The sequence below is a fragment of the Mycobacterium sp. IDUB_9 genome (assembly GCF_055419505.1).
Genome location: NZ_JBVAXU010000001.1, coordinates 806,215 through 824,939 on the forward strand (window position 1 = coordinate 806,215; position 18,725 = coordinate 824,939).

The 18,725-nt window shown below is 65.1% G+C and carries 20 protein-coding genes; 10 read left to right on the plus strand and 10 right to left on the minus strand.

Annotated elements, in window-relative coordinates:
* Window positions 1-43: 43 nt before the first annotated feature.
* On the minus strand, window positions 44-1,543 hold the full coding sequence (locus ACZY08_RS03915) for a long-chain-fatty-acid--CoA ligase (protein WP_463743271.1): 1,500 nt from the start codon (window positions 1,541-1,543) through the stop codon (window positions 44-46).
* 212 nt (window positions 1,544-1,755) lie between these two features.
* Here ACZY08_RS03915 and ACZY08_RS03920 point away from each other — a divergent pair, with 212 nt between their 5' ends.
* A complete protein-coding gene (locus ACZY08_RS03920) occupies window positions 1,756-2,466 on the plus strand; it encodes a TetR/AcrR family transcriptional regulator (protein WP_463743272.1) in 711 nt (236 codons plus the stop codon).
* 48 nt (window positions 2,467-2,514) lie between these two features.
* Here the strand turns inward: ACZY08_RS03920 and ACZY08_RS03925 are convergent, their stop codons facing one another.
* The 4 genes from ACZY08_RS03925 to ACZY08_RS03940 all read right to left on the minus strand — a co-directional run bounded on the left by ACZY08_RS03925 (window position 2,515) and on the right by ACZY08_RS03940 (window position 5,864).
* Window positions 2,515-3,381: a mycofactocin-coupled SDR family oxidoreductase gene (locus ACZY08_RS03925; RefSeq protein WP_029106505.1), complete on the minus strand. Its 867-nt coding sequence runs from the start codon at window positions 3,379-3,381 to the stop codon at window positions 2,515-2,517.
* An 83-nt stretch (window positions 3,382-3,464) separates the two neighbouring features.
* Window positions 3,465-3,752, minus strand: coding sequence for a hypothetical protein (locus ACZY08_RS03930; RefSeq protein WP_463743273.1), 288 nt, complete (start codon window positions 3,750-3,752; stop codon window positions 3,465-3,467).
* Window positions 3,749-5,254, minus strand: a complete 1,506-nt coding sequence (locus ACZY08_RS03935) for a CoA-acylating methylmalonate-semialdehyde dehydrogenase (RefSeq protein ID WP_463743274.1) — start codon at window positions 5,252-5,254, stop codon at window positions 3,749-3,751. The genes ACZY08_RS03930 and ACZY08_RS03935 overlap by 4 nt, the downstream gene beginning before the upstream one ends.
* 49 nt (window positions 5,255-5,303) lie before the next feature.
* Window positions 5,304-5,864, minus strand: coding sequence for a cupin domain-containing protein (locus ACZY08_RS03940; protein ID WP_463743275.1), 561 nt, complete (start codon window positions 5,862-5,864; stop codon window positions 5,304-5,306).
* Window positions 5,865-6,155: 291 nt separating this feature from the next.
* Here ACZY08_RS03940 and ACZY08_RS03945 point away from each other — a divergent pair, with 291 nt between their 5' ends.
* The 3 genes from ACZY08_RS03945 (at window position 6,156) to ACZY08_RS03955 (ending at window position 9,336) form a co-directional block, all read left to right on the plus strand.
* Entirely contained in the window at window positions 6,156-7,088 is a 933-nt protein-coding gene (locus tag ACZY08_RS03945) for an alpha/beta hydrolase (RefSeq protein WP_463743276.1), read from the plus strand.
* Window positions 7,089-7,163: 75 nt separating this feature from the next.
* Window positions 7,164-8,483: a lipase family protein gene (locus ACZY08_RS03950; protein WP_463743277.1), complete on the plus strand. Its 1,320-nt coding sequence runs from the start codon at window positions 7,164-7,166 to the stop codon at window positions 8,481-8,483.
* A gap of 7 nt (window positions 8,484-8,490) precedes the next feature.
* A complete protein-coding gene (locus tag ACZY08_RS03955) occupies window positions 8,491-9,336 on the plus strand; it encodes an LLM class F420-dependent oxidoreductase (RefSeq protein WP_463743278.1) in 846 nt (281 codons plus the stop codon).
* A 14-nt stretch (window positions 9,337-9,350) separates the two neighbouring features.
* Here the strand turns inward: ACZY08_RS03955 and ACZY08_RS03960 are convergent, their stop codons facing one another.
* Entirely contained in the window at window positions 9,351-9,854 is a 504-nt protein-coding gene (locus ACZY08_RS03960; protein ID WP_463743279.1) for a VOC family protein, read from the minus strand.
* 170 nt (window positions 9,855-10,024) lie between these two features.
* Between ACZY08_RS03960 and ACZY08_RS03965 the strand changes: the two genes are divergently transcribed.
* Window positions 10,025-11,149, plus strand: coding sequence for an NDMA-dependent alcohol dehydrogenase (locus ACZY08_RS03965; RefSeq protein WP_463743280.1), 1,125 nt, complete (start codon window positions 10,025-10,027; stop codon window positions 11,147-11,149).
* Window positions 11,150-11,225: 76 nt separating this feature from the next.
* Here ACZY08_RS03965 and ACZY08_RS03970 read toward each other — a convergent pair whose 3' ends face one another.
* Together ACZY08_RS03970 and ACZY08_RS03975 are read right to left on the minus strand one after the other, a co-directional pair.
* Window positions 11,226-11,636 (minus strand): YkvA family protein, encoded by a 411-nt coding sequence (locus tag ACZY08_RS03970; RefSeq protein WP_463743281.1) that lies wholly within the window; start codon window positions 11,634-11,636, stop codon window positions 11,226-11,228.
* A gap of 77 nt (window positions 11,637-11,713) precedes the next feature.
* Window positions 11,714-12,490: an SDR family NAD(P)-dependent oxidoreductase gene (locus ACZY08_RS03975; RefSeq protein WP_167857662.1), complete on the minus strand. Its 777-nt coding sequence runs from the start codon at window positions 12,488-12,490 to the stop codon at window positions 11,714-11,716.
* Window positions 12,491-12,562: 72 nt separating this feature from the next.
* Here ACZY08_RS03975 and ACZY08_RS03980 point away from each other — a divergent pair, with 72 nt between their 5' ends.
* Together ACZY08_RS03980 and ACZY08_RS03985 are read left to right on the plus strand one after the other, a co-directional pair.
* Complete coding sequence (locus ACZY08_RS03980; protein ID WP_463743282.1) at window positions 12,563-13,282, plus strand: pirin family protein; 720 nt, start codon at window positions 12,563-12,565, stop codon at window positions 13,280-13,282.
* A complete protein-coding gene (locus ACZY08_RS03985) occupies window positions 13,260-14,504 on the plus strand; it encodes a PQQ-dependent sugar dehydrogenase (protein WP_463743283.1) in 1,245 nt (414 codons plus the stop codon). The genes ACZY08_RS03980 and ACZY08_RS03985 overlap by 23 nt, the downstream gene beginning before the upstream one ends.
* Here the strand turns inward: ACZY08_RS03985 and ACZY08_RS03990 are convergent.
* Both ACZY08_RS03990 and ACZY08_RS03995 read right to left on the minus strand, forming a co-directional pair.
* Entirely contained in the window at window positions 14,501-15,775 is a 1,275-nt protein-coding gene (locus ACZY08_RS03990; protein ID WP_463743284.1) for an MFS transporter, read from the minus strand. The genes ACZY08_RS03985 and ACZY08_RS03990 overlap by 4 nt on opposite strands.
* On the minus strand, window positions 15,772-17,136 hold the full coding sequence (locus tag ACZY08_RS03995; RefSeq protein WP_463743285.1) for an MBL fold metallo-hydrolase: 1,365 nt from the start codon (window positions 17,134-17,136) through the stop codon (window positions 15,772-15,774). The genes ACZY08_RS03990 and ACZY08_RS03995 overlap by 4 nt, the downstream gene beginning before the upstream one ends.
* 45 nt (window positions 17,137-17,181) lie before the next feature.
* On the opposite strand from ACZY08_RS03995, the gene ACZY08_RS04000 reads away from it, so the two are divergent.
* From ACZY08_RS04000 to ACZY08_RS04010, 3 genes are read left to right on the plus strand one after another with little or no spacing between them, the layout of a single operon-like run.
* The gene (locus tag ACZY08_RS04000) at window positions 17,182-17,856 is read left to right on the plus strand and encodes an ArsR/SmtB family transcription factor (protein ID WP_463743286.1); all 675 of its coding nucleotides are present in this window, start codon (window positions 17,182-17,184) and stop codon (window positions 17,854-17,856) included.
* 16 nt (window positions 17,857-17,872) lie between these two features.
* Window positions 17,873-18,307 carry a helix-turn-helix transcriptional regulator gene (locus tag ACZY08_RS04005; RefSeq protein ID WP_463743287.1) on the plus strand — a complete coding sequence of 145 codons (435 nt, stop codon included), beginning with the start codon at window positions 17,873-17,875 and terminating at the stop codon, window positions 18,305-18,307.
* Between the two features lie 5 nt (window positions 18,308-18,312).
* Window positions 18,313-18,723, plus strand: a complete 411-nt coding sequence (locus tag ACZY08_RS04010; protein WP_463743288.1) for a VOC family protein — start codon at window positions 18,313-18,315, stop codon at window positions 18,721-18,723.
* Window positions 18,724-18,725 lie beyond the last annotated feature (2 nt).

The following is an 18,725-nucleotide window of genomic DNA, read 5'->3' on the forward strand; positions in this document are numbered from 1 at the left end:
GGCGGCGTCGAGCCTCGCCTTTCTGCCTGAAATCGCCAGTGCATCAGTCGATCCTGGTCGGATTGGGAGGCTGCACTTCACGCCGGAGGATCTTCCCGGTCGGCCCCTTGGGCAACGAGTCGACGAACCAGATTTCGCGGGGGTATTTGTACGCGGCGAGTCGTTCCCGGACGAAGGTCTTCAATTCTTCGGCTTCCGCAGATGCCCCGTGTTTGAGTGCCACGGCCGCGCCGATCTCCTCCCCGAGGTCTGCGTGTTTGATGCCGATCACCGCCGCTTCGGCGACGCAAGGATGTTCGTAGAGGACTTCCTCTACTTCGCGGGGATAGACGTTGTATCCGCCCCGGATGATCAGATCCTTCTTCCGGTCGACGATGGTGTAGTACCCGTCGCGATCGCGAATGGCGATGTCTCCGGTACGAAACCACCCGTCGGGGATGGCTTCGGCGGTTGCCTCAGGCCGGTTCCAGTATCCCTTCATGAGGTTCTCGCCCTGGATGGCGATCTCGCCTGGCACGCCGTCGGGAATGTCCTCGCCGTCGTCGCCGACGATCCGCAGCGCGCAGCCCCGTACGGGTATTCCGATGGTGCCCGGTCTGCGTTGGTGCCCTGGCTGGTTGAAGCAGGCGATGGGCGCCGTCTCCGAGAGCCCGTACCCTTCGTAGATCTCGCAGTCGAACTTCTGCTCGAACGCTTTGAGAATCTCGACGGGCATGGCCGCACCACCGGTGATGCACGTGCGCAGCGAGGACATGTCCGTGTTGTCCGCATCGGGAGAGTGCAACATCGCGGCGTACATGGTCGGCACACCCTCGAGAACCGTCACCCGATCGCGGGCCAGGACCTGCAAAACCTTGGTGGCCTCGAAGCGAGGGACAAGGGTGAGCAGGGACGCGGCTTCGACCGCTGCATTGAGCCCGCAGGTGAGGCCGAAGACGTGAAACAACGGCAGGCAACCGAGGATCACGTCTTCCGGCCCTACTTCGATCAATGTGTCCACTGTCGTCGCGGCGTTGGTCGACAGGTTCCCGTGGGTGAGTTCTGCCCCCTTGGGCTTCCCGGTGGTACCGGAGGTGTAGAGAATGACGGCGGTATCGCTGTCGGTTCGAGTGGTTGCTTCGTAGATTGGGCTGCCGGACAGGTTCATTGGTCCCGTGGCGGGCACCAGTTCCGAAGGAATCCCGACTTTCTCCGCCGCGGCCGACACGACGGCATCGCTCCCGTCCAATCCGTACACCAGTGACATGCCAGAGTCGGTGAGGTAGTACTCGACCTCGCGAGCATTGAGCAGGGGATTCATCGGCACTGCAACCGCGCCGGCCAGCAGAGCGCCGTAGAACAACACTGGGTACGCGGGGACGTTTGGAAGCACCACGCCTACCCGGTCGCCCGGGAGCACACCCCGGGCTCGCAGGTCCCCGGCGACAGCCGAAGCGTGGTGATAGAGCTGACGATAGGACACGACGTACTCGTCAAGCTTCACGGCCGGCCGGTCCCCGTATACGTGAGCGGTTGCGACGAGATTGTCGGCGAGGTTGGACACGGTTGACTCCCGCTTCGGGTAGAGAGCATTTCATTCCGCGGCCGGCGCGCGAATCCCGTTTGAGCGCAAGGAGATCAGCGGCAGAATCCGAGCAGGAGGCCGGCGCAACCGACTCAGTATGCACTACATGTTGAGTATTATCAACACAGCGTCGATACTTTGCCGATGCATCCACCCGCGGCACCGCGGCTTCGTGGTAGGTCTGACCTATCATGTTTGACATGGCGTCCACTTCACCTTTTGGCTCGAGCACCGCGGAAACACGGGTGGGCCGCCGGAACATCAAAGGTGACAGGCGCGAGCAAGCCATCCTCGAAGGTGCCTACGACATGTTGCGCACGGTGCCGCTGCGCAACATCTCCATCGACGATCTGACCAAGCGCGCCGGACTGTCGCGGTCGTCGTTCTACTTCTACTTCGAGTCCAAGTGGCAGCTACTGTCTGCGCTGCTCTCGCGGGTCACCGCCGACGTGTTTCAGGCGTCGCAACTGATTTTTGAGCGGCCGGCAGGCATGCCGCCGGAGGCGGCCATCGAGCACGCGGTCAAGGAAGTCATTCAGGTCTGGGAACAGCACGGTCACGTTCTTCGTGAAGTAGGTGACGCCGCTGCGGCCGAGCCGGACTTGCAGACGCAGTGGGACACGATCCTCGGCCGGTTCATCGACGCATCGGCTGCCAGCATCGAGCGCGACAGAGCCGCCGGTATCGCCATCGCGGGGCCGCCGGCCAGATCTTTGGCCGCCGCGTTGATGTGGATGGGCGAGCGCAACCTCGCCTTGATGAGTCTGCGCAGCGAGAACGCAATCCCGTTGGAGGACATGGCCGAAACCGTGACGACGATCTGGCTGCGGACGGTCTATGGCCTTGAGTGGAAGCCCGCCAAGAAACCCGCTCGACGCCGCAAGCCCTCTGCAAAGGCGTGATCGATGCCTTCACAGAGGGCTTATCTGACTTCCAGGGCTGCTCGGACGCTATTGGTTGTCCAGGGCCATTTTCGTCATGTTCAGCCCCGGCATGAGCATGTGACCGCCCTCCACCAACATCTCGAGGCCTGTCGTCCATCGTGATTCGTCGGATGCCAGCCACAGCACCGCCTCGCTCATGGCCTGCGGCGGCAGGAGGCCCACGTCCCGGAGAACCGCCCAGTACTTCGCGCCCTGTAGGTCCTCTTTGACGCCGTTACCCGGGCCCTTGCCCGCGCAAAGGTCATAGCCGCCTTGCCAATCCAGGGCGGGAGTATCGGTCGGCCCGGGAAGCAGCGAGTTGACTCGGATGCCGTACTGGCCGAACTCGAGTGCCGCACTCTTCGCCAAACCGAGTACGCCATGCTTCGACGCCACGTAGTGCACGTAATGGGGAGACCCCTCGACGCCATTGCCGGACGAGGTGATGATCACCGAGCCACCTCCGCGCGCCTTCATGGCGGGAGTTACCGCTTTCAGCGTGCGCCAGGGCCCCATGATGTTGACGTTGAGCACATCCAGGAACTCGTCCTCGGGAATGTCCGCGAACGGGTGCACAGTCCAGATGCCGGCGTTGGCCACTGCCACATCGAGTCCGCCGAAGGCCTGCACGCCCTCGGCGACCAGCTTGTCCAGCGCGGCCTGCTCGCGAACGTCGCCTTGGTGCGCAATGATTCGCCGGCCCAGCGCCTCGACTTCCTTGACCGTGATCTCGAGGTCAGCCGCCGTGCCGACGGGATAGGGAACCCCTCCATTCGCCGGGCAGTCGAAGGCGAGGATGTCCGCACCTTCCTGGGCAAGGCGGATGGCGTGTGCGCGGCCCTGGCCTCGGGCCGCGCCGGTGACCAGCGCGACCTTTCCTTCCATGCGTCCCATGTTCACTCCTTTTCTAAGGTGATTCGTTTGCGGCCGGCCTGCTGGCGAGACCGCCTGTGGTGCAACGGATATAGATCGAGATCTCACTCGCTCGGCCGGATCAGCTGGAGAAGAACATCGATGCCGGGGGGCTCGGTCCAGACATGGGTGGCGTCTCCCATCAGAATCGGTGCGTCGATCGGCTCCGCGCGCCCAGGCCCGCGGATGGCGCAGCCCGCGAGTTCGGGACCGTCGGCGCGGTGTAGCCGTAGTGCTACGTGGTCGAGTTTCGCCGGTGCTCCGTCGAGGGCTACGTCAAGCGCGCCCCGGTCGTGCAGGGTGTACAGCTCGACATCTGCGCCGGAAATATTGAGGAACGCCGCGCTGGTCACTGGCTGCCTGCCGCGACGAAGTGCGGGGCAAGACCGGGCCGGGGCTCGGTCCAACGCTGGGTGACGACTTTGGACCTCGTGTAGAAGCGGTATCCGTCGTAGTTGAGCCCGTCGTCTCCGAAGCGCGAGTCTCCCCATCCGCCGAAGCCGAACCAGGAGATCGGCACGGGGATAGGCACGTTGATCCCTACGCTGCCGGCCAGTACACCCCGGCTGAATCGACGCGCAGCCGTGCCGCTGCCGGTGAAGATGATGGCGCCGTTCCCGTAGGGGTTGTCGTTGACGATCTGCAGGGCCTGCTCGAGATCTTCGGCGCGCAGCACGCTGAGGACCGGTCCGAACACTTCGTCGCGGTAGAGGTCGCTCTCGACGCGGACACGGTCGACGAGACTGGGACCGATGAAGTAACCGGCTCCCGGAGCTGTCCGTTCACGGCCGTCAACGATCAGTTGGCCGCCTTGCTCGACGGAGCGTTGCAGCGCCCCACGGACCCGATCGAGTGCGCCCTCTGAGATCAACGGCCCCATGTCGGTACCCGACGCCGCGCCCGGCCCCACCGTGAACGCGTTGGCGCGCTCGGCAACCTTGGCCACCAACGCATCTGCCGCCGAACCGACGGCGACCGCGACCGTCACGGCCATGCATCGCTGACCCGCGGCCCCGTAAGCCGCCGAAACCAGCGCATCGGCCGCGGCATCGAGGTCTGCGTCGGGCATCACCACCATGTGGTTCTTGGCGCCCCCGAGGGCCTGCACCTTCTTGCCGGCCTCGGCCGAGCGCCGGTAGATCGCGCGTGCGACCGGGGTAGACCCGACGAAGGACACCGCTGCGACGTCGGGATGGTCGATGAGTGCCTCGGCTGCCTCCACCCCGCCGTGCACGACGTTGAGCACGCCGTCGGGCAATCCCGCCTCGCTCGCGATCTGCGCCAACCGCACCGATGCCGACGGCACCTGTTCACTTGGCTTGAGCACGAACGCGTTCCCGCACGCAATGGCGGCGGCGAACATCGACACCGGCACCATGACCGGAAAGTTGAACGGTGTGATGCCGGCGCACACGCCGAGCGGTTGCCGGAAGGAGTACGTGTCGACCCCGTTGGCAACCTGCTCGGCGTACTCGCCCTTGAGTTGCTGCACCAGCGAAAGGGAGACGTCGACGGCTTCGATCGAGCGCGCCACTTCTCCCCGGGCATCTGCAAGCGTCTTGCCCTGTTCGGCGGTGATGATCGACGCCAAGTCGTCCACCTGCTCGTGCAGCAACACCCGGAAGCGATGCAGTACCGCCGCGCGGGCGGGGCTGGGCGTATCGGCCCAGGCCACCGCCGCTGCTCGCGCACTGGCCACCGCTTCGTCGACGGCATCGGCACCGCCCAACACAACTGCCCCGATCACGCTCCCCGTAGCGGGGTCATGGATCTCGGCTCGCGGCCCCTCCGTCGAGGAGACGGCCGCGCCGCCGATCCAATGCGGAACGGTGTCAAGAGATACATCGATGGTCACAGCAACTCCAATGGTCAGTAAAGCCAAATATCCGAAACGACAACCACGCTCACGCGTTCTCGCGGGGATGCGGAATTTCGGGGAACATCTCCAGGCCGTAGTTGACCTTCAGGTTCTCGACCTCGGCCTGCAGCTGCTCAGGCGTCCTGAGCTCACGATCGCGCGCTTCGTAGAAGTACTTGTCGATACCGCCGTTGGGCTCGAACCCATTGCTGTCGGGCCCGGGCACGAACACCACGAGAATCCGCGCTTCGTCACCGACCACCTCATAGGTGTGCCGCTGATCTTTGCGCCCCCAGACGAACTGGCCCTTCTTGGCGTTGTACGAACCGGCCTCGGTGTGGATCTTGATCTCGCCGTCCATCACGAAGAAGCCTTCTTCTTCCCGGTGATGGATGTGCCAGACCGGTTCGGTGCCGCGCACCCAATTGGTCTCGATGACGATCAGCTGGCCGCTGGTGGTCTCACCGGTTGCGTGGATCCAGAAATCCACGCCCGTCATGAAGTCACCGGTCATGTTGAAGTGGATGTCCTCACGGTGGGACACGTAGCTCTCGCCATCGCGTGAAGTCGACGGTTGGATCTGGTCGACGTCCGATCTCGTGGCCATGTCAATCCTCTTTTGTGGTTGTGACGCCGTGCGCCGGTGTTCGGTGTCACGGCCTTGGCAAGATTGAGATTAGACTCACAGTCGAGACTAGTCAACAGTGTGTCCACTTTGGGCGACCGATTCGCCCTGTATCACCGTCGATGGGAAATCGACAATGTGTTGACTATCACCAACGCATGGTGCACGCTCGGATCCACCGCGAGGCCTGGAAGGCGGCCCGCCCGAAACTGGAGGTCTATCAGTGGAATTGGAGCCGGAGTACAGAGGACGCGGCAAACTCCGAGCCGACGCATGAGTGCGCTGCACACGCAGGTCCAGCAGCTGCTGCAGGCCTTGTCAGAGCGTCCCGCTGCACAGCCGTGGGAGATGCCGATCGCCGCCTACCGGCAGTCCGGCGAGAATCTGGTCTCGTTGGCGGGTGACATCGAAACAGGCTGCACTGTCACTGATTTCATGATCCCTGTCCGCCACGGGTCGATCGCGGCACGCAGCTACCACCCACCAGTTTCCGGCGCTTCGCTGCCGGGCGTTGTCTATCTACATGGCGGGGCATTCGTACGCGGAAGCCTGGACACCCACGATCGGCTCTGCCGAAAGCTCTGCGTGCGGGGTGAACTCATCGTAGTTTCCGTCGCATACCGCCTGGCCCCAGAAGACCGGTTTCCCCGTGCTCACCATGACGCCGCCGACGCATTTTCCTGGGTGAGTGAGCATTCCGATCGATTTGGTATCGATGTCGAGGCTCTGGCGGTCGCCGGCGATTCCTCCGGGGGCGCGCTGGCGGCAAGTGTTGCGCTTGCCTCTCGTGAGCAAGGTCCTTCGGTCAAGGCCCAAGGTCTGCTGTGTCCCGCACTCGATGCCACGATGAGCAGCGACTCGGTCGACCGGTACAAGAACGGCCCATTCCTGACCCGGACCGCACTCGAATGGGCTTACGACATGTACATACCCGAGATCGGCGACCGTCAGTCGAGCCTCGCCTCGCCGCTGCTGACGCAGGAGCTCGTAGGCGCCCCGCCGGCCGTGATCGTCAGTGCCCAGGTGGATCCCGTTGCCGACGATGCGGACCGCTACGGGAAAAGGCTTGCCGTGTCCGGCGTCAAGGTTCGCGCCCACGAGTACGAGGGCATGCCGCACAGCTTCCCATTGCTGGCGGGCGTACTCGACGCCGGCGATCACGCCATCACCGTATTCGCGAGGGAACTCGCCGCGTTGCTCGGTTAGTCGACACGCTCGGCCTTCACACCCGATCACACCAACCATCCGTCGTACCACCAGCCCAACCAAAGGAAGCCAACGATGATTCCCTGTCCGCCGATCTGGGTCAGGGCGGTAATCGTCGCCCTGTGTGTTCTTGCGTCAGCGCCGTTTTCGTTGAATGCGCCGGTCGCTCGAGCTGACGAATCACAGTATCTGGCGTTCTACACTCCGCCGGATCCCTTACCCGCGGGCGTACCGGGTGATCTCATCCGAACGGAGCCTTCCAGGCTGGTTCTGGAGCCTTCCGGACAATTGGGCTCATTCGTTGGTACCGGGACGCGAATCATGTATCGCAGCACCGATGCTCAGGGTCACCCCGTGGCAGTCACGGGTACCTACATCGAACCGGACGTCTCCTGGCCCGGCGGTGGACCCCGCCCGTTGCTGGCCTACGCCACAGCCCCGTACGGAATGGGGGAACAGTGCGCTCCCTCTCGCCTGTTCAACCAAGGCATCCATGCCTCTTTGGACACGGGTTTCGACCTGATGTTCAATCTCGAGGAAGGATTCATCGCGACGTTGCTGGCGCGCGGCTTCGCCATAGTCGTCACAGACGGTGTCGGACTGGGCGTGCACGGTCCGATGGCGCCACAGTTCCTGAACCGGGTCGCAGGCGGGACGGCACTCAACGACGCCGCGCGGGCAGCCATGAAACTGCCCGGCACCACGTTGGACCCGCAAGGTCCCGTCGCCTTCTGGGGCTGGCTGGCCGGCGGCGGACATGCTGCGCTGGCAGCGGCCGAGCTGGCCGGCGCGTACGCACCCGAGCTCAACGTCGTCGGGACCTATGCCAACGGCGCGACGACCGATCTGCCCAGCATGCTGCCGCCCCTTGACGGGAACCAGCTCGCCGGATCCCTCGGGTGGGTGCTGCGAGGGATTCAAGAAGCGTATCCCGATATGAGACAACCGATTACCGATTCCCTCACCCCGCGCGGTGTGGAGATGTTGGCCAACACCAGCCGGCAGTGCATGATCCAAACTGGCATCAACTACGCGTTCCGCCATCTGCAGCCATGGTTCACGAAGGACCTCTATCGATCGGTGCGGGAGGAGCCGCTCAACTCGATTCTGGCGATGCAGCGAATCGGGAACGTGAAACCCACTGGACCGGTGTACCTTTCACACAATCGCTGGGACTCCTTCGCGCCATATGAATCGGTTGTGACCACCGCGAGAGATTGGTGCGCGCTCGGAGCCGACGTCACGTTGTGGACCAACGAGCAACCACCTTTCCTGAACAAGACGGATGCCAATTCACTCCTGACCGCCTTCGTTGACGGCGAGCGGAGCATGGCCTGGATCGCCGACCGCTTCAACGGCGTGCCCACCACACCCAACTGCAGCAAGGCAGGTTGACCGAGCCATGACGAACCCGACTCTGGGCACCTTCGGCGTCTTCGGCCTGTTCAGGCAGTGGAAGCAACTGACTGCCGCACAACTGAGGGACATCGAAGCGCTCGGCTATGGCGCCATCTGGGCCGGTGGCTCGCCGCCGGCCCAACTCGACTGGGTTGAGTCGGTCTTGGAGTCAACCGAGAAACTGCAAGTGGCCACGGGCATCGTCAACATCTGGGCGTCCGCCGCCGGTCCGGTTGCGGAGTCGTTCCACCGCATCGAGGCAGCTCACCCCGAGCGGTTCCTGCTCGGGATCGGCGCCGGGCACCCCGAGCTGGTTGCCGAGTATAAGAAGCCCTACCACGCGCTCACCGAGTACCTGGACAAACTCGACGAGTACGGGGTGCCCGAGGACCGCCGCGTTGTCGCCGCGCTCGGCCCACAGGTGCTCAAACTGGCCGCACGCCGGAGCGCGGGAGCCCATCCCTATCTGACCACCCCGGAGCACACTGCCCAGGCGCGTGCCCTGGTCGGACCGGATGCGTTCATCGCCCCGGCGCACAAGGTGGTGCTCACCAGCGACGCTGCGCAGGCAAGGTCCGTCGGGCGCAAGGCCCTCGACATCTATCTGAAGGGGACCAACTACGTGAACAACTGGAAGCGGTTGGGGTTCACCGACACCGACGTCGCGACGCCCGGCAGCGATGCCCTGATCGACGCTCTTGTCGCATATGGCAGTACTGATGCCCTCGCGGCCAGACTCAACGAGCATCTGGCCGCCGGCGCGAACCACGTGGCCGTGCAGGTCCTGACCGGATCCGACAAGCTGGTTCCTGCGCTTGCCGAGCTGGCCGGACCGCTCGGCCTCCACTGAGCCACCGCCGCGGTCTATGCCCCGCGGTAGGCCGCCTGCAGTTCGGCGATGTTGAACTTGCCGAAGGTCTTCAGCACTGCGGACATCAAGCGGGCCTCAGCCTCAGAGTTCCCTTTGTCCAGCAGGTCGTAGTACTCGGTCGGCGTGATCTGCCAGGCCAGCCCGTATTTGTCCTTGAGCCATCCGCACGGCAGTTCCTCGCCGCCGTCGACCAGCGCCGTCCAGAGCCGGTCGAGTTCCTCCTGCCCGGTGACACGCACCTCCAGGGAGATCGCCTCGGTGAAGGTGAACTGCGGGCCGCCGTTGATCCCGACGAAGCGCTGCCCGGACAGTTCGAACTCGACCACGACCGGGACATCCTGCGGAGAAGGCGACTCGGGATGGGAGGCGATGGTGTTGACGACGCGGCCATTGCCGCCGAATGCGGCGATGTAGTGCTGAGCGGCCTGCTCGGCCTCCCGGTCGAACCACAGATTCGGGACGATGCTTGCGTTGATGCTGGGGTTTTTCTGGGTCATGGTGGATAGACCGACCGCAGCCTCACTTTTCATCGCTGGATGTCCGAGTGATCACTTCGCCCGCTTGACACGTGTCTCGCCCGTCTACCAACAACGAAATCAAGCTTGAATAGCTGCAGGTCAGAGGCCGGTTACCTGGCAGTACTGCAACCTGTTCTATTATCGCCCCCATGAAGACCAAAGGCGCCCTGCTGTGGGAACTCAACTCGCCATTCCAGGTCGACGAGATCGACCTCGGTGATCCTGTCGCCGACGAAGTACAGATCCGGATGCACGCCGCGGGAATGTGCCACTCGGACTACCACCTGACCACCGGTGCCACTCCGATGGCATTGCCCGCGCTCGGCGGCCATGAGGGCGCCGGCGTCGTCACCAAGGTCGGCAAGAACGTCACCGGCATCGAAGAGGGCGACCACGTCATCCTCGCCTTCATCCCGGCATGTGGTGAATGCCCGCCATGTCTGAAGGGCTTCCGCTCGCTGTGTGACCGCGGCGCAGTCCTGCTCGGCGGCAAGGCCATCGCCGACGGCACCAGCCGCATCACCGCCGGTGGTCGTGACGTATCGCCGATGAACCTGCTCGGCACGTTCGCGCCATACATGACCGTGCACAAGGATTCGGTCGTCAAGATCGACAAGGACATCCCGTTCGAGACCGCGGCCATCATGGGCTGCGCGGTGCCCACCGGCTTCGGCTCGGCCACCAACGTCGCCGACGTCAAGCCCGGTGAAACCGTCATCATCGTCGGCGTCGGCGGTATCGGTATGAGTGCCCTGCAGGGCGCGGTGATCTCCGGCGCCAAGCACGTCATCGCCATCGACCCGAACGAATGGAAGCGCGAGCAGGCCATCAAGTTCGGCGCCACCCACGTCTACGCTTCGATGGCCGAGGCCATCGCGCCGGTCATCGAGACCACCTGGGGCTTGATGGCGGACAAGGTCATCATCGCCGTCGGCGATATGAAGGGCGAATACATCGAAGAGGCGATGATCCTCACCGCCAAGACCGGCACCTGCGTGGTGACGGGCATGGGGTCGATGATGGATGCCGACGTCAAGCTCAACCTCTTCCTGTTCACCATGTTGCAGAAGACGTTGAAGGGCAACATCTTCGGTGGTGGCAACTCGCATGTCGAGACGCCTCGCCTGACGGCGCTGTACAAGTCGGGCCTGCTCAACATCGACGACATGATCACGCGTACCTACAAGCTCGAAGACATCAACCAGGGCTACCAGGACATGTTGGACGGCAACAACATTCGCGGCGTCATCAAGTTCGACGAGTCGGACTGGTAACTCTCTCTCCGCCGATCAGCCTCAAGATCCCCCTTTTCAGCGTCGAAAAGGGGGATCTTGTTTTTGCCCGCGAGAGTTACTTGAGGCCGGTCAATCGCACCAAGGCATGGAACCCGTCATCGGTGCCCGGCCAGTGCGCCCGAACGGCATCGAGTCCGGCTTGGCGCACCACGCTCCGCAGCACCACGCTGACGATGATTGCGTCGTCGGCGTAGCCGAGGACCGGGATGAAATCGGGGATCAGATCGATGGGCAGCGCCAGGTAGACCACCAACAGCGCCAACCGGACACGTAGGCCACGAGGCAACGACGTGTCGCCGGCCAGGCGCGGGATCAGGCGCAGCAGGTCCGGAAGTATTCGCAGGGCCTCACCGAGCAGGTTTCCGCGCGGCCGCACGATGAGCAGCACGATGACGAGGACGAGCCAGCTCAGCAACAGGGCGGCCCCGAGGCCGAGCAGCGCGTCGCCCCACCAGGTATCGGTCACCCGACGATTCTGCCCAGCAGACACAAACCTGCCCCTTTTCAAGCGAAAAGGGGCAGGTTTGTGACTGTTCGCGAGGGTTACTTGGGTGGCATCCGGATGCCGCCGTCGACGCGGACGACCTCGGCGTTCATGTAGGAGTTGGTGAGCAGCTCGACGACCATGGAGGCCAGCTCGTCGGGCTTGCCCAGACGGTGCGGGAAGAGCACCGACTCGCCGAGTTTGGCCTTGAACGCCTCCGACGCTTCTCCTTCCCCGTAGATCGGGGTGTCGATGAGTCCCGGCGCCACGGTGTTGACGCGGATGCCCACCGCGGACAGATCACGGGCCACCGGCAGGGTCAGGCCGACCACGCCGCCCTTGGACGACGAGTAGGCCGCCTGGCCGATCTGGCCGTCGAAGGCCGCAACGCTGGTCATGTTGACGATCGCGCCGCGCTCACCGGTGTCGGTGAGCTCGTTCTTGCTCATCTGGGTGGCGGCGATACGAATGCAGTCGAAGGTGCCGACCAGGTTGATGTCGAGCACCTTCTTGTACAGGCCGAGGTCGTGAGCCGACGAGAACTCACCGTCCTTGCCGATGGTGCGCTGGGCCCAGCCGACGCCGGCCGAGTTCACCAGGGCGCGCAGCGGGCCGAGGTCCGCGGCAGTCTTGACCGCATCGATGATCTGGTCGGTGTTGGTGACGTCGACGGTGACGAAGATGCCGCCGATCTCTTTGGCGAGGGCCTCGCCCTTGTCCGCCTGCAGGTCAGCCACGATGACGCGGGCTCCCTTGGCGGCCAACTGGCGGGCGGTCGCCGCGCCGATACCTGATGCGCCACCGGTGACGATGGCGCTTGCTCCGTTGAGTTCCACGTCCAACACACTAGGCCCCCGCCTCGCCCGATCCACCGGTTGGTCAGCCAAGGCCGTCGGTAGGCTGGCGCCATGGCTTCCGGGACGTCCAGAGTCGACATCCGACGCGGGGACGACCGCGGGGCGAGCACGACAGATTGGCTGCAATCGCGGCACTCGTTCTCCTTCGCCGACTACTACGACCCGGCCAACACCCACCACGGTCTGTTGCTGGTGAACAACGACGACATCGTTGCGCCGGGCGCCGGCTTTGACACCCACCCGCACCGGGACATGGAAATCGTCACCTGGGTGCTGTCGGGTCAATTGGCGCACGCGGATTCGATGGGCAACTCAGGGGTGATCTACCCGGGTCTGGCCCAGCGGATGTCGGCGGGCACCGGCGTGCAGCATTCCGAGAAGAACGGATCTTCCGGTGAGCCCGTGCATTTCGTCCAGATGTGGGCGCTCCCCGATACTGCCGGGGTGACGCCGAGCTATCAGCAGCAGGAGATCGAACTGGCCAACACGTTGACGCCGATCGCCTCCGGGGCCATCGACGCGGCGGTCACCCTGGGCAACCGCAATGCCACTCTGTACGGCGCCCGCCTGCAGCCCGGCGACTCGGTCGAACTGCCGCAGGCCCGTTACGTCCATCTGTTCGTCGCACGCGGCACCGTCACGCTGGACGGATCCGGGCCGCTCGCCGAGGGTGACGCCGCCCGGCTCACCGATTCGGGCGGACAGGTCACAGCCGGCACCGAAGCCGAGATCCTGGTCTGGGAGATGAATGCGGGTCTTGGCGGCGCGTAGCGCGATCGCACTGGTCACCGCGGTCAGCCTGGCCGCGTGTGGAAGCGGCCCGGACACCGCACCAGCACCGGCGTCGAGCGCGCCGCCCGCCGGGCTGGCAGCTGCGCCCCTCCAGGTACCGGAGGACCTTGCCCAAGCCCCACTCGATGAACCTCGCCGGGCGTTGATCCCGAAGGGCTGGAACATCGAGGTGATCGCCAGGGTGCCGAAGGCCCGGATGGCCACGTTCGCCCCGGACGGCGCGCTGCTGGTGTCGGTGCCGGCCACCGGGCAGGTACTGACGGTGCGCCCCGACCGGCGCACCCTGCTCGACGGGCTGGAGCAGCCACACGGACTCTTCTTCGCCGGCCCCACGCTGTACGTCGCCGAGAGCAACCGAATCGACGCCTACGACTACGTCGGCGGCCGCGCCGTCAACCGCCGCACGATCGCCGGTGATCTACCCGACGCCAAGAGCCCTGAACTGCACGGCGCCTACTCCCATGCCCTCAAGAGTGTGGTCGTGGGATCCGATGGCGCGGTCTACTTTTCGATCGGTTCGACCGGCAATACCTCCGCCGAGGACCGCGCCGCCACTCCGCCGCGGGCCACGATCATGCGGGTACCACCCGGTGGTGGCCCGGCGGCCCCGTTCGCCACGGGGGTGCGCAACGGGACGGGTCTGGCCCTCGCCCCGGACGGGTCGCTGTGGACTGCGGTGAACAACCGCGACAACGTGGCCGATCCGCAGGGCCGGGTGCGACAGGACTATGTGGACGATCACCCGCCGGAATCGGTGGCCAAGGTGACCCCGGGGCGCGAATTGGGTTGGCCGTACTGCAATCCCGACGGCGGACCACCCGCCCGGTTCATCCGAGACATCGAGACGAACACCGACGGCAGCAAGATGGACTGTGCGGCGCTGGCACCGGTAGAGCAGACATTGGGCGCGCATTCCGCCCCGCTGGGGATGAGCTTCGCCGAACTCCCCGGTTACGGCCCCGGCGCGTTGGTCGGGGTGCACGGCTCCTGGAACCGGCGGTCACCGCAGGCGCCCGAGGTGTCATTCTTCGGTTGGCACAACGGCACATTGGGCCCGCAGCAGACCCTGGTCGGCGGTTTCCAGGCCGCGGACGGCGCCCGCTGGGGACGCCCGGTGGCTGCGGTCGCGGGCCCCGACGGCGCGGTCTACATCACCGACGACTACGCCGGCGCGGTGTATCGGCTGGCGGGGCCGGCCTAGTCGCCGCCGCCGGATCGTGGGTGATCGGTGATCCACCGGGCCGCCAGGATTCCGGAGGCTGCCGTCAGCCCCCCCGCTGCGACGACGGCGGACTCGAGCCCAAGCCAGTTCCCCATCACACCGGCGACCAGAGCGCCGACGGCGTAGCCCGCATCACGCCAGAACCGGTAGGTGCCAAGCGCATTGGGCCGCCAGCTCGGGTGCGCATGATCGGAGACCACGGCGATCAGTGCCGGGTAGACCATGGCGGTGCCGATCCCGAGGGCGGCCGCCGAGGTGACACCGGCCAACAGCGGCCAATTCAGCAGCGCAAGGGCCAACCCGAATCCACCTGCCTGGACCAGCATTCCGGCGACCACCAGAGGTTTTCGGCCGATTCGGTCGGCGAGATGGCCGGTGGGAATCTGCCCGAGTCCCCACAACAGCGGGTAGAGGCCCTTGATCAGCCCGATGGCGGCCAGACCGAGCCCGTGATCGGTGAACAACAGCGGGAACACCCCCCAGGTGAGGCCATCGTTGAGGTTGTTGATCAGACCGGCCTGGCTGGCGCCTCGCAGACTGCGGTCACCCCAACTGGTACGCGCGAAGATCGTGCGCAAACTGCCGTCTGCAGCGGTGGCCGGATGCGGGTGGCGCTCCAGTTCGAGGGCGACGTGCGCCGCTGTATCCCGTACCACCATCGATAGCCCGAGCCCGGCGACGACGAACACCACGCCGATGAGCTCCGGGGCCGGGCGCAGCCCGTAGGCGGTGGCGAGGTACCCGGTCAGCAGGGCCGTGGCACCCACCGCCACATAGCCGGCAGCCTCGTTCAGGCCGGTGGCCAGTCCCCGCCGCTCCGGACCCACCAGATCGATCTTCATGTTGACCGTCATGGACCAGGCCAGGCCCTGATTGAGGCCGAGGAGCACATTGGCGGCCACGATCCAGCCCCAGGATGGACCCCACGCCAGCATGAACGGAACCGGGACACCAACCGCCCACCCCGCCAACAGTAGGTGCTTGCGGCAGAACCGTGCGGTCAGCGCTCCGGCCGCCAGGTTGGTCAGTGCTTTGGTCGCGCCGAAGGCGATGATGAACGAGAAGACAGCCAAGTCGTTTGTCAGTCCGAATGTTTCGGAGCCGATCAACGGAACGGTGGTGCGTTCCAGACCCACCAGGGCACCGACACAAATGTTGACGACGACCAAAAGAGTGAATTGCAGCCAATTCTCACGCAGACCGAGTTCGATGCGGGAGGCCGGCGACACCGCAGACACGGAGTTCTTCATCGGCCGGTGCGCATCTCCCGACCGTGCGCCTCGGCGTAGTCCCCGGGCCCACCGTCGAGCACTGACACATCTGCGACCCCGTGTCGTTGCAGCACGCTGGCTGCCGTCATCGCCCGCTCCCCGTGACCACATGCGACGACGACGCCGTTCGGCACGTCGGCAGCATGAGCGGGCAGCGCTCCGAGTTCGATGTGCAGGGATCCTGCGACATGACCGCCGGCGTACTCGCCGTCTTGCCGGACATCGAGATAGGGCGCATCCGGGAGCCGGTGTGCAGGAGCGAACGGCAGGTGCTCAGCGGACTCGCCCGCGGCCATCCACGCGTCGACCCCACCGGTGAGCCGTCCGACCAGTCGCTCGTAGCCGATCTTGTAAGACTGCCAACCGATTTCCGACAGATCTTGACTGTCGTCGGCGACGATCACCAAGGACACGGAATCGTCGAGTAGCCAGCCCAGCCAGGTCGCAAACTGGTCACGCAACGGGATGGACAGGGCTCCGGGAACATGCCCTTCGGCAAATGCGCCCGGCGGCCGCACATCGACCACGACAGCACCGTCGTCCAGCAGTGCCTCCACCCGATCGACGTCCAGAGCCTCGAGCACCGGCGCGCCGGACATCACGCCCGCGCCTATCCTGTTGCGTTCACCCAGCCGCGAGAAGTAGGCGGGGTAACTACCGAGACTCGCCAACAGCAGCGAGACGAAGGTGTCCTCATCCGCTGCGGACAGCAGTGGGTTGTCGCGTTTCTGGGCGCCGACGGTGGTGATGCGCTCGGCGCCGGGCGGCGCCGAGCAAAACGAGCCGGCGCCATGGGTGGGCCATACCGAAACCTCGTCGTCGAGTGTGGCCAGGCGCTGCAACGACCGATACTGGGCGCGTGTGAGTTCCATGGTGCGGCCGGCGCCCAGCAGGTCGGTACGCGCCGCCGATCCGACGATCAGCGATCCTCCGGTGAACACTCCGAGTTCGCGGCCGTCCTCGGTGAGTACGAACGACAGGTGCTCGTCGGTATGACCCGGTGTCGCCATGGCCCGCAGAGCCAACCCGCCGAGGTCGACCTCGTCGCCGTCGCGCAGACCGGTGTGGTCGAACCGGCGCCCGCCGACCGCCGAGGCCAGGATGCTCGCGCCGAGATCATGGTGCAGCTGCACCGCTCCCGACAGAAAGTCCGCATGAAGATGGGTGTCTGCGGCGAATGCCACGGTGAGCCCGCGGGCATCGGCGGCGCGGCGCAGTGCCCGCAGATCCCGGCTCGCGTCGACGGCCAACGCCCGGCCGTCGCCGAGGTCGACGAGGTAGGAGCTGTTGCCCAACCCGTGGTCGACCAGCGGGGTCAGGTCGGATTCGGTGAAACCCATGTCACAACTGTACGTTATTCCATGAAATTATGGAATAATGTGGCTATGGATCGCGCACCAGCGAAAACACGTCTGTACGAAGGGTTCGCCGCCAGCGGGAAGGCACTCTCCCACGCCAGCCGACTGGAAATTCTCGACTTGCTGAGCCAGGGCGAACGCAGCGTCGAGGCGCTCGCCCGCGCGGCAGGCCTGAACCTGACCACAGCCTCGTCGCACCTGCAGGTGCTCAAACAGACAGGCTTCGTCGAGACCCGCCGAGAAGGTGTCAAGGTCTACTACCGCCTCGCGGGCGACGATGTCGCCCAACTCCTGGTGCTGTTGCGCACGGTTGCCGTCCGTCGCAGGTCCGAGGTCGGTGCCGCCCGCGACGCTTACCTCGGCGAGCCCGTGGGCACGGGCATCGACCGTGACGCTCTGTGGTCACGACTCAACGACGACACCGCCGATGCGCGTGTGGTGGTGCTCGATGTCCGGCCCGACGAGGAGTTTCTTGCCGGCCACATCCCGGGCGCGGTCTCGATACCGGTGGACGAACTCGCCGAGCGCATCACCGAACTGCCCGCCGATGCCGACGTCGTCGTCTACTGCCGCGGCGAGTACTGCGTGTACGCGCACGACGCCGTGCGAACCCTGACCGCCGACGGCCGTCGCGCCATCCGCCTCAACGACGGAATGGTCGAATGGCGGCTTGCCGGGCATCCGGTCAGCACCGGGCCCTAGACGTACCATCGCCGATGTGGCCGACCGACAGCTGGGAGATCTCAAGCTGCTGCGCCGGGTCCGGGACCGCATCGACCGCGAATACGCGCAGCCGCTGAACGTCGAAGCGCTTGCCCAGGGGGTCAACATGTCGGCCGGACACCTCAGCAGACAGTTCAAGATCGCCTACGGCGAGTCACCGTATTCGTATCTGATGACCCGTCGCATCGAGCGTGCGATGGCGCTGCTGCGCCGCGGCGACATGTCTGTCACCGAGGTGTGCTTCGCCGTCGGTTGTTCCTCGCTCGGCACGTTCAGCACCCGATTCACCGAACTCGTCGGCATCCCGCCCAGCCGATATCGCGAGCAGACCGCCACGGTGACCGACGGCCTGCCGTCGTGCATGGAGAAACAGGTCACCAAACCGGTCAGGAATCGAGAAGCGCCCGCCACCCGCCTCCACCTAGCGTGAAAAGCATGGAACTCACCATTCACTCAAGCATGCTGCCGCTCGACGATCCGGAAGAATCCCTCGCGTTCTATCGCGACATCCTCGGCTTCGAGGTCCGCCTCGACGTCGGCAAGGACCGGATGCGCTGGATCACGGTCGGTCCGCCGAATCAGCCCGACACATCCGTCGTCCTGTACCCACCGACCGCCACCCCCGGCCTCACCGACGACGAGCGCCGCATGATCTCCGAGATGATGGCCAAGGGCACCTTCGGCACACTCCTGCTCGCCACCAAAGACCTAGACAGTACTTTTGAGAAGGTGCAGGCCGGAGACATCGAGGTGGTCCAGGAACCGACCGAACAGCCGTACGGTGTTCGCGACTGCGCTCTTCGCGATCCCGCCGGAAACATGGTCCGTATCCAGGAGTTGCCCTAGCC

What these genes read in the sequence shown, in the direction of transcription:
- ACZY08_RS03920 (WP_463743272.1), top strand. Translation starts at nt 1,756, where the DNA reads ATGTTTGACATGGCGTCCACTTCACCTTTTGGCTCGAGCACCGCGGAA.
- ACZY08_RS03925 (WP_029106505.1), bottom strand. Translation starts at nt 3,381, where the DNA reads ATGGGACGCATGGAAGGAAAGGTCGCGCTGGTCACCGGCGCGGCCCGA.
- ACZY08_RS03940 (WP_463743275.1), bottom strand. Translation starts at nt 5,864, where the DNA reads ATGGCCACGAGATCGGACGTCGACCAGATCCAACCGTCGACTTCACGC.
- ACZY08_RS03945 (WP_463743276.1), top strand. Translation starts at nt 6,156, where the DNA reads ATGAGTGCGCTGCACACGCAGGTCCAGCAGCTGCTGCAGGCCTTGTCA.
- ACZY08_RS03950 (WP_463743277.1), top strand. Translation starts at nt 7,164, where the DNA reads ATGATTCCCTGTCCGCCGATCTGGGTCAGGGCGGTAATCGTCGCCCTG.
- ACZY08_RS03955 (WP_463743278.1), top strand. Translation starts at nt 8,491, where the DNA reads ATGACGAACCCGACTCTGGGCACCTTCGGCGTCTTCGGCCTGTTCAGG.
- ACZY08_RS03960 (WP_463743279.1), bottom strand. Translation starts at nt 9,854, where the DNA reads ATGACCCAGAAAAACCCCAGCATCAACGCAAGCATCGTCCCGAATCTG.
- ACZY08_RS03965 (WP_463743280.1), top strand. Translation starts at nt 10,025, where the DNA reads ATGAAGACCAAAGGCGCCCTGCTGTGGGAACTCAACTCGCCATTCCAG.
- ACZY08_RS03980 (WP_463743282.1), top strand. Translation starts at nt 12,563, where the DNA reads ATGGCTTCCGGGACGTCCAGAGTCGACATCCGACGCGGGGACGACCGC.
- ACZY08_RS03985 (WP_463743283.1), top strand. Translation starts at nt 13,260, where the DNA reads ATGCGGGTCTTGGCGGCGCGTAGCGCGATCGCACTGGTCACCGCGGTC.
- ACZY08_RS03990 (WP_463743284.1), bottom strand. Translation starts at nt 15,775, where the DNA reads ATGAAGAACTCCGTGTCTGCGGTGTCGCCGGCCTCCCGCATCGAACTC.
- ACZY08_RS03995 (WP_463743285.1), bottom strand. Translation starts at nt 17,136, where the DNA reads ATGGGTTTCACCGAATCCGACCTGACCCCGCTGGTCGACCACGGGTTG.
- ACZY08_RS04000 (WP_463743286.1), top strand. Translation starts at nt 17,182, where the DNA reads ATGGATCGCGCACCAGCGAAAACACGTCTGTACGAAGGGTTCGCCGCC.
- ACZY08_RS04010 (WP_463743288.1), top strand. Translation starts at nt 18,313, where the DNA reads ATGGAACTCACCATTCACTCAAGCATGCTGCCGCTCGACGATCCGGAA.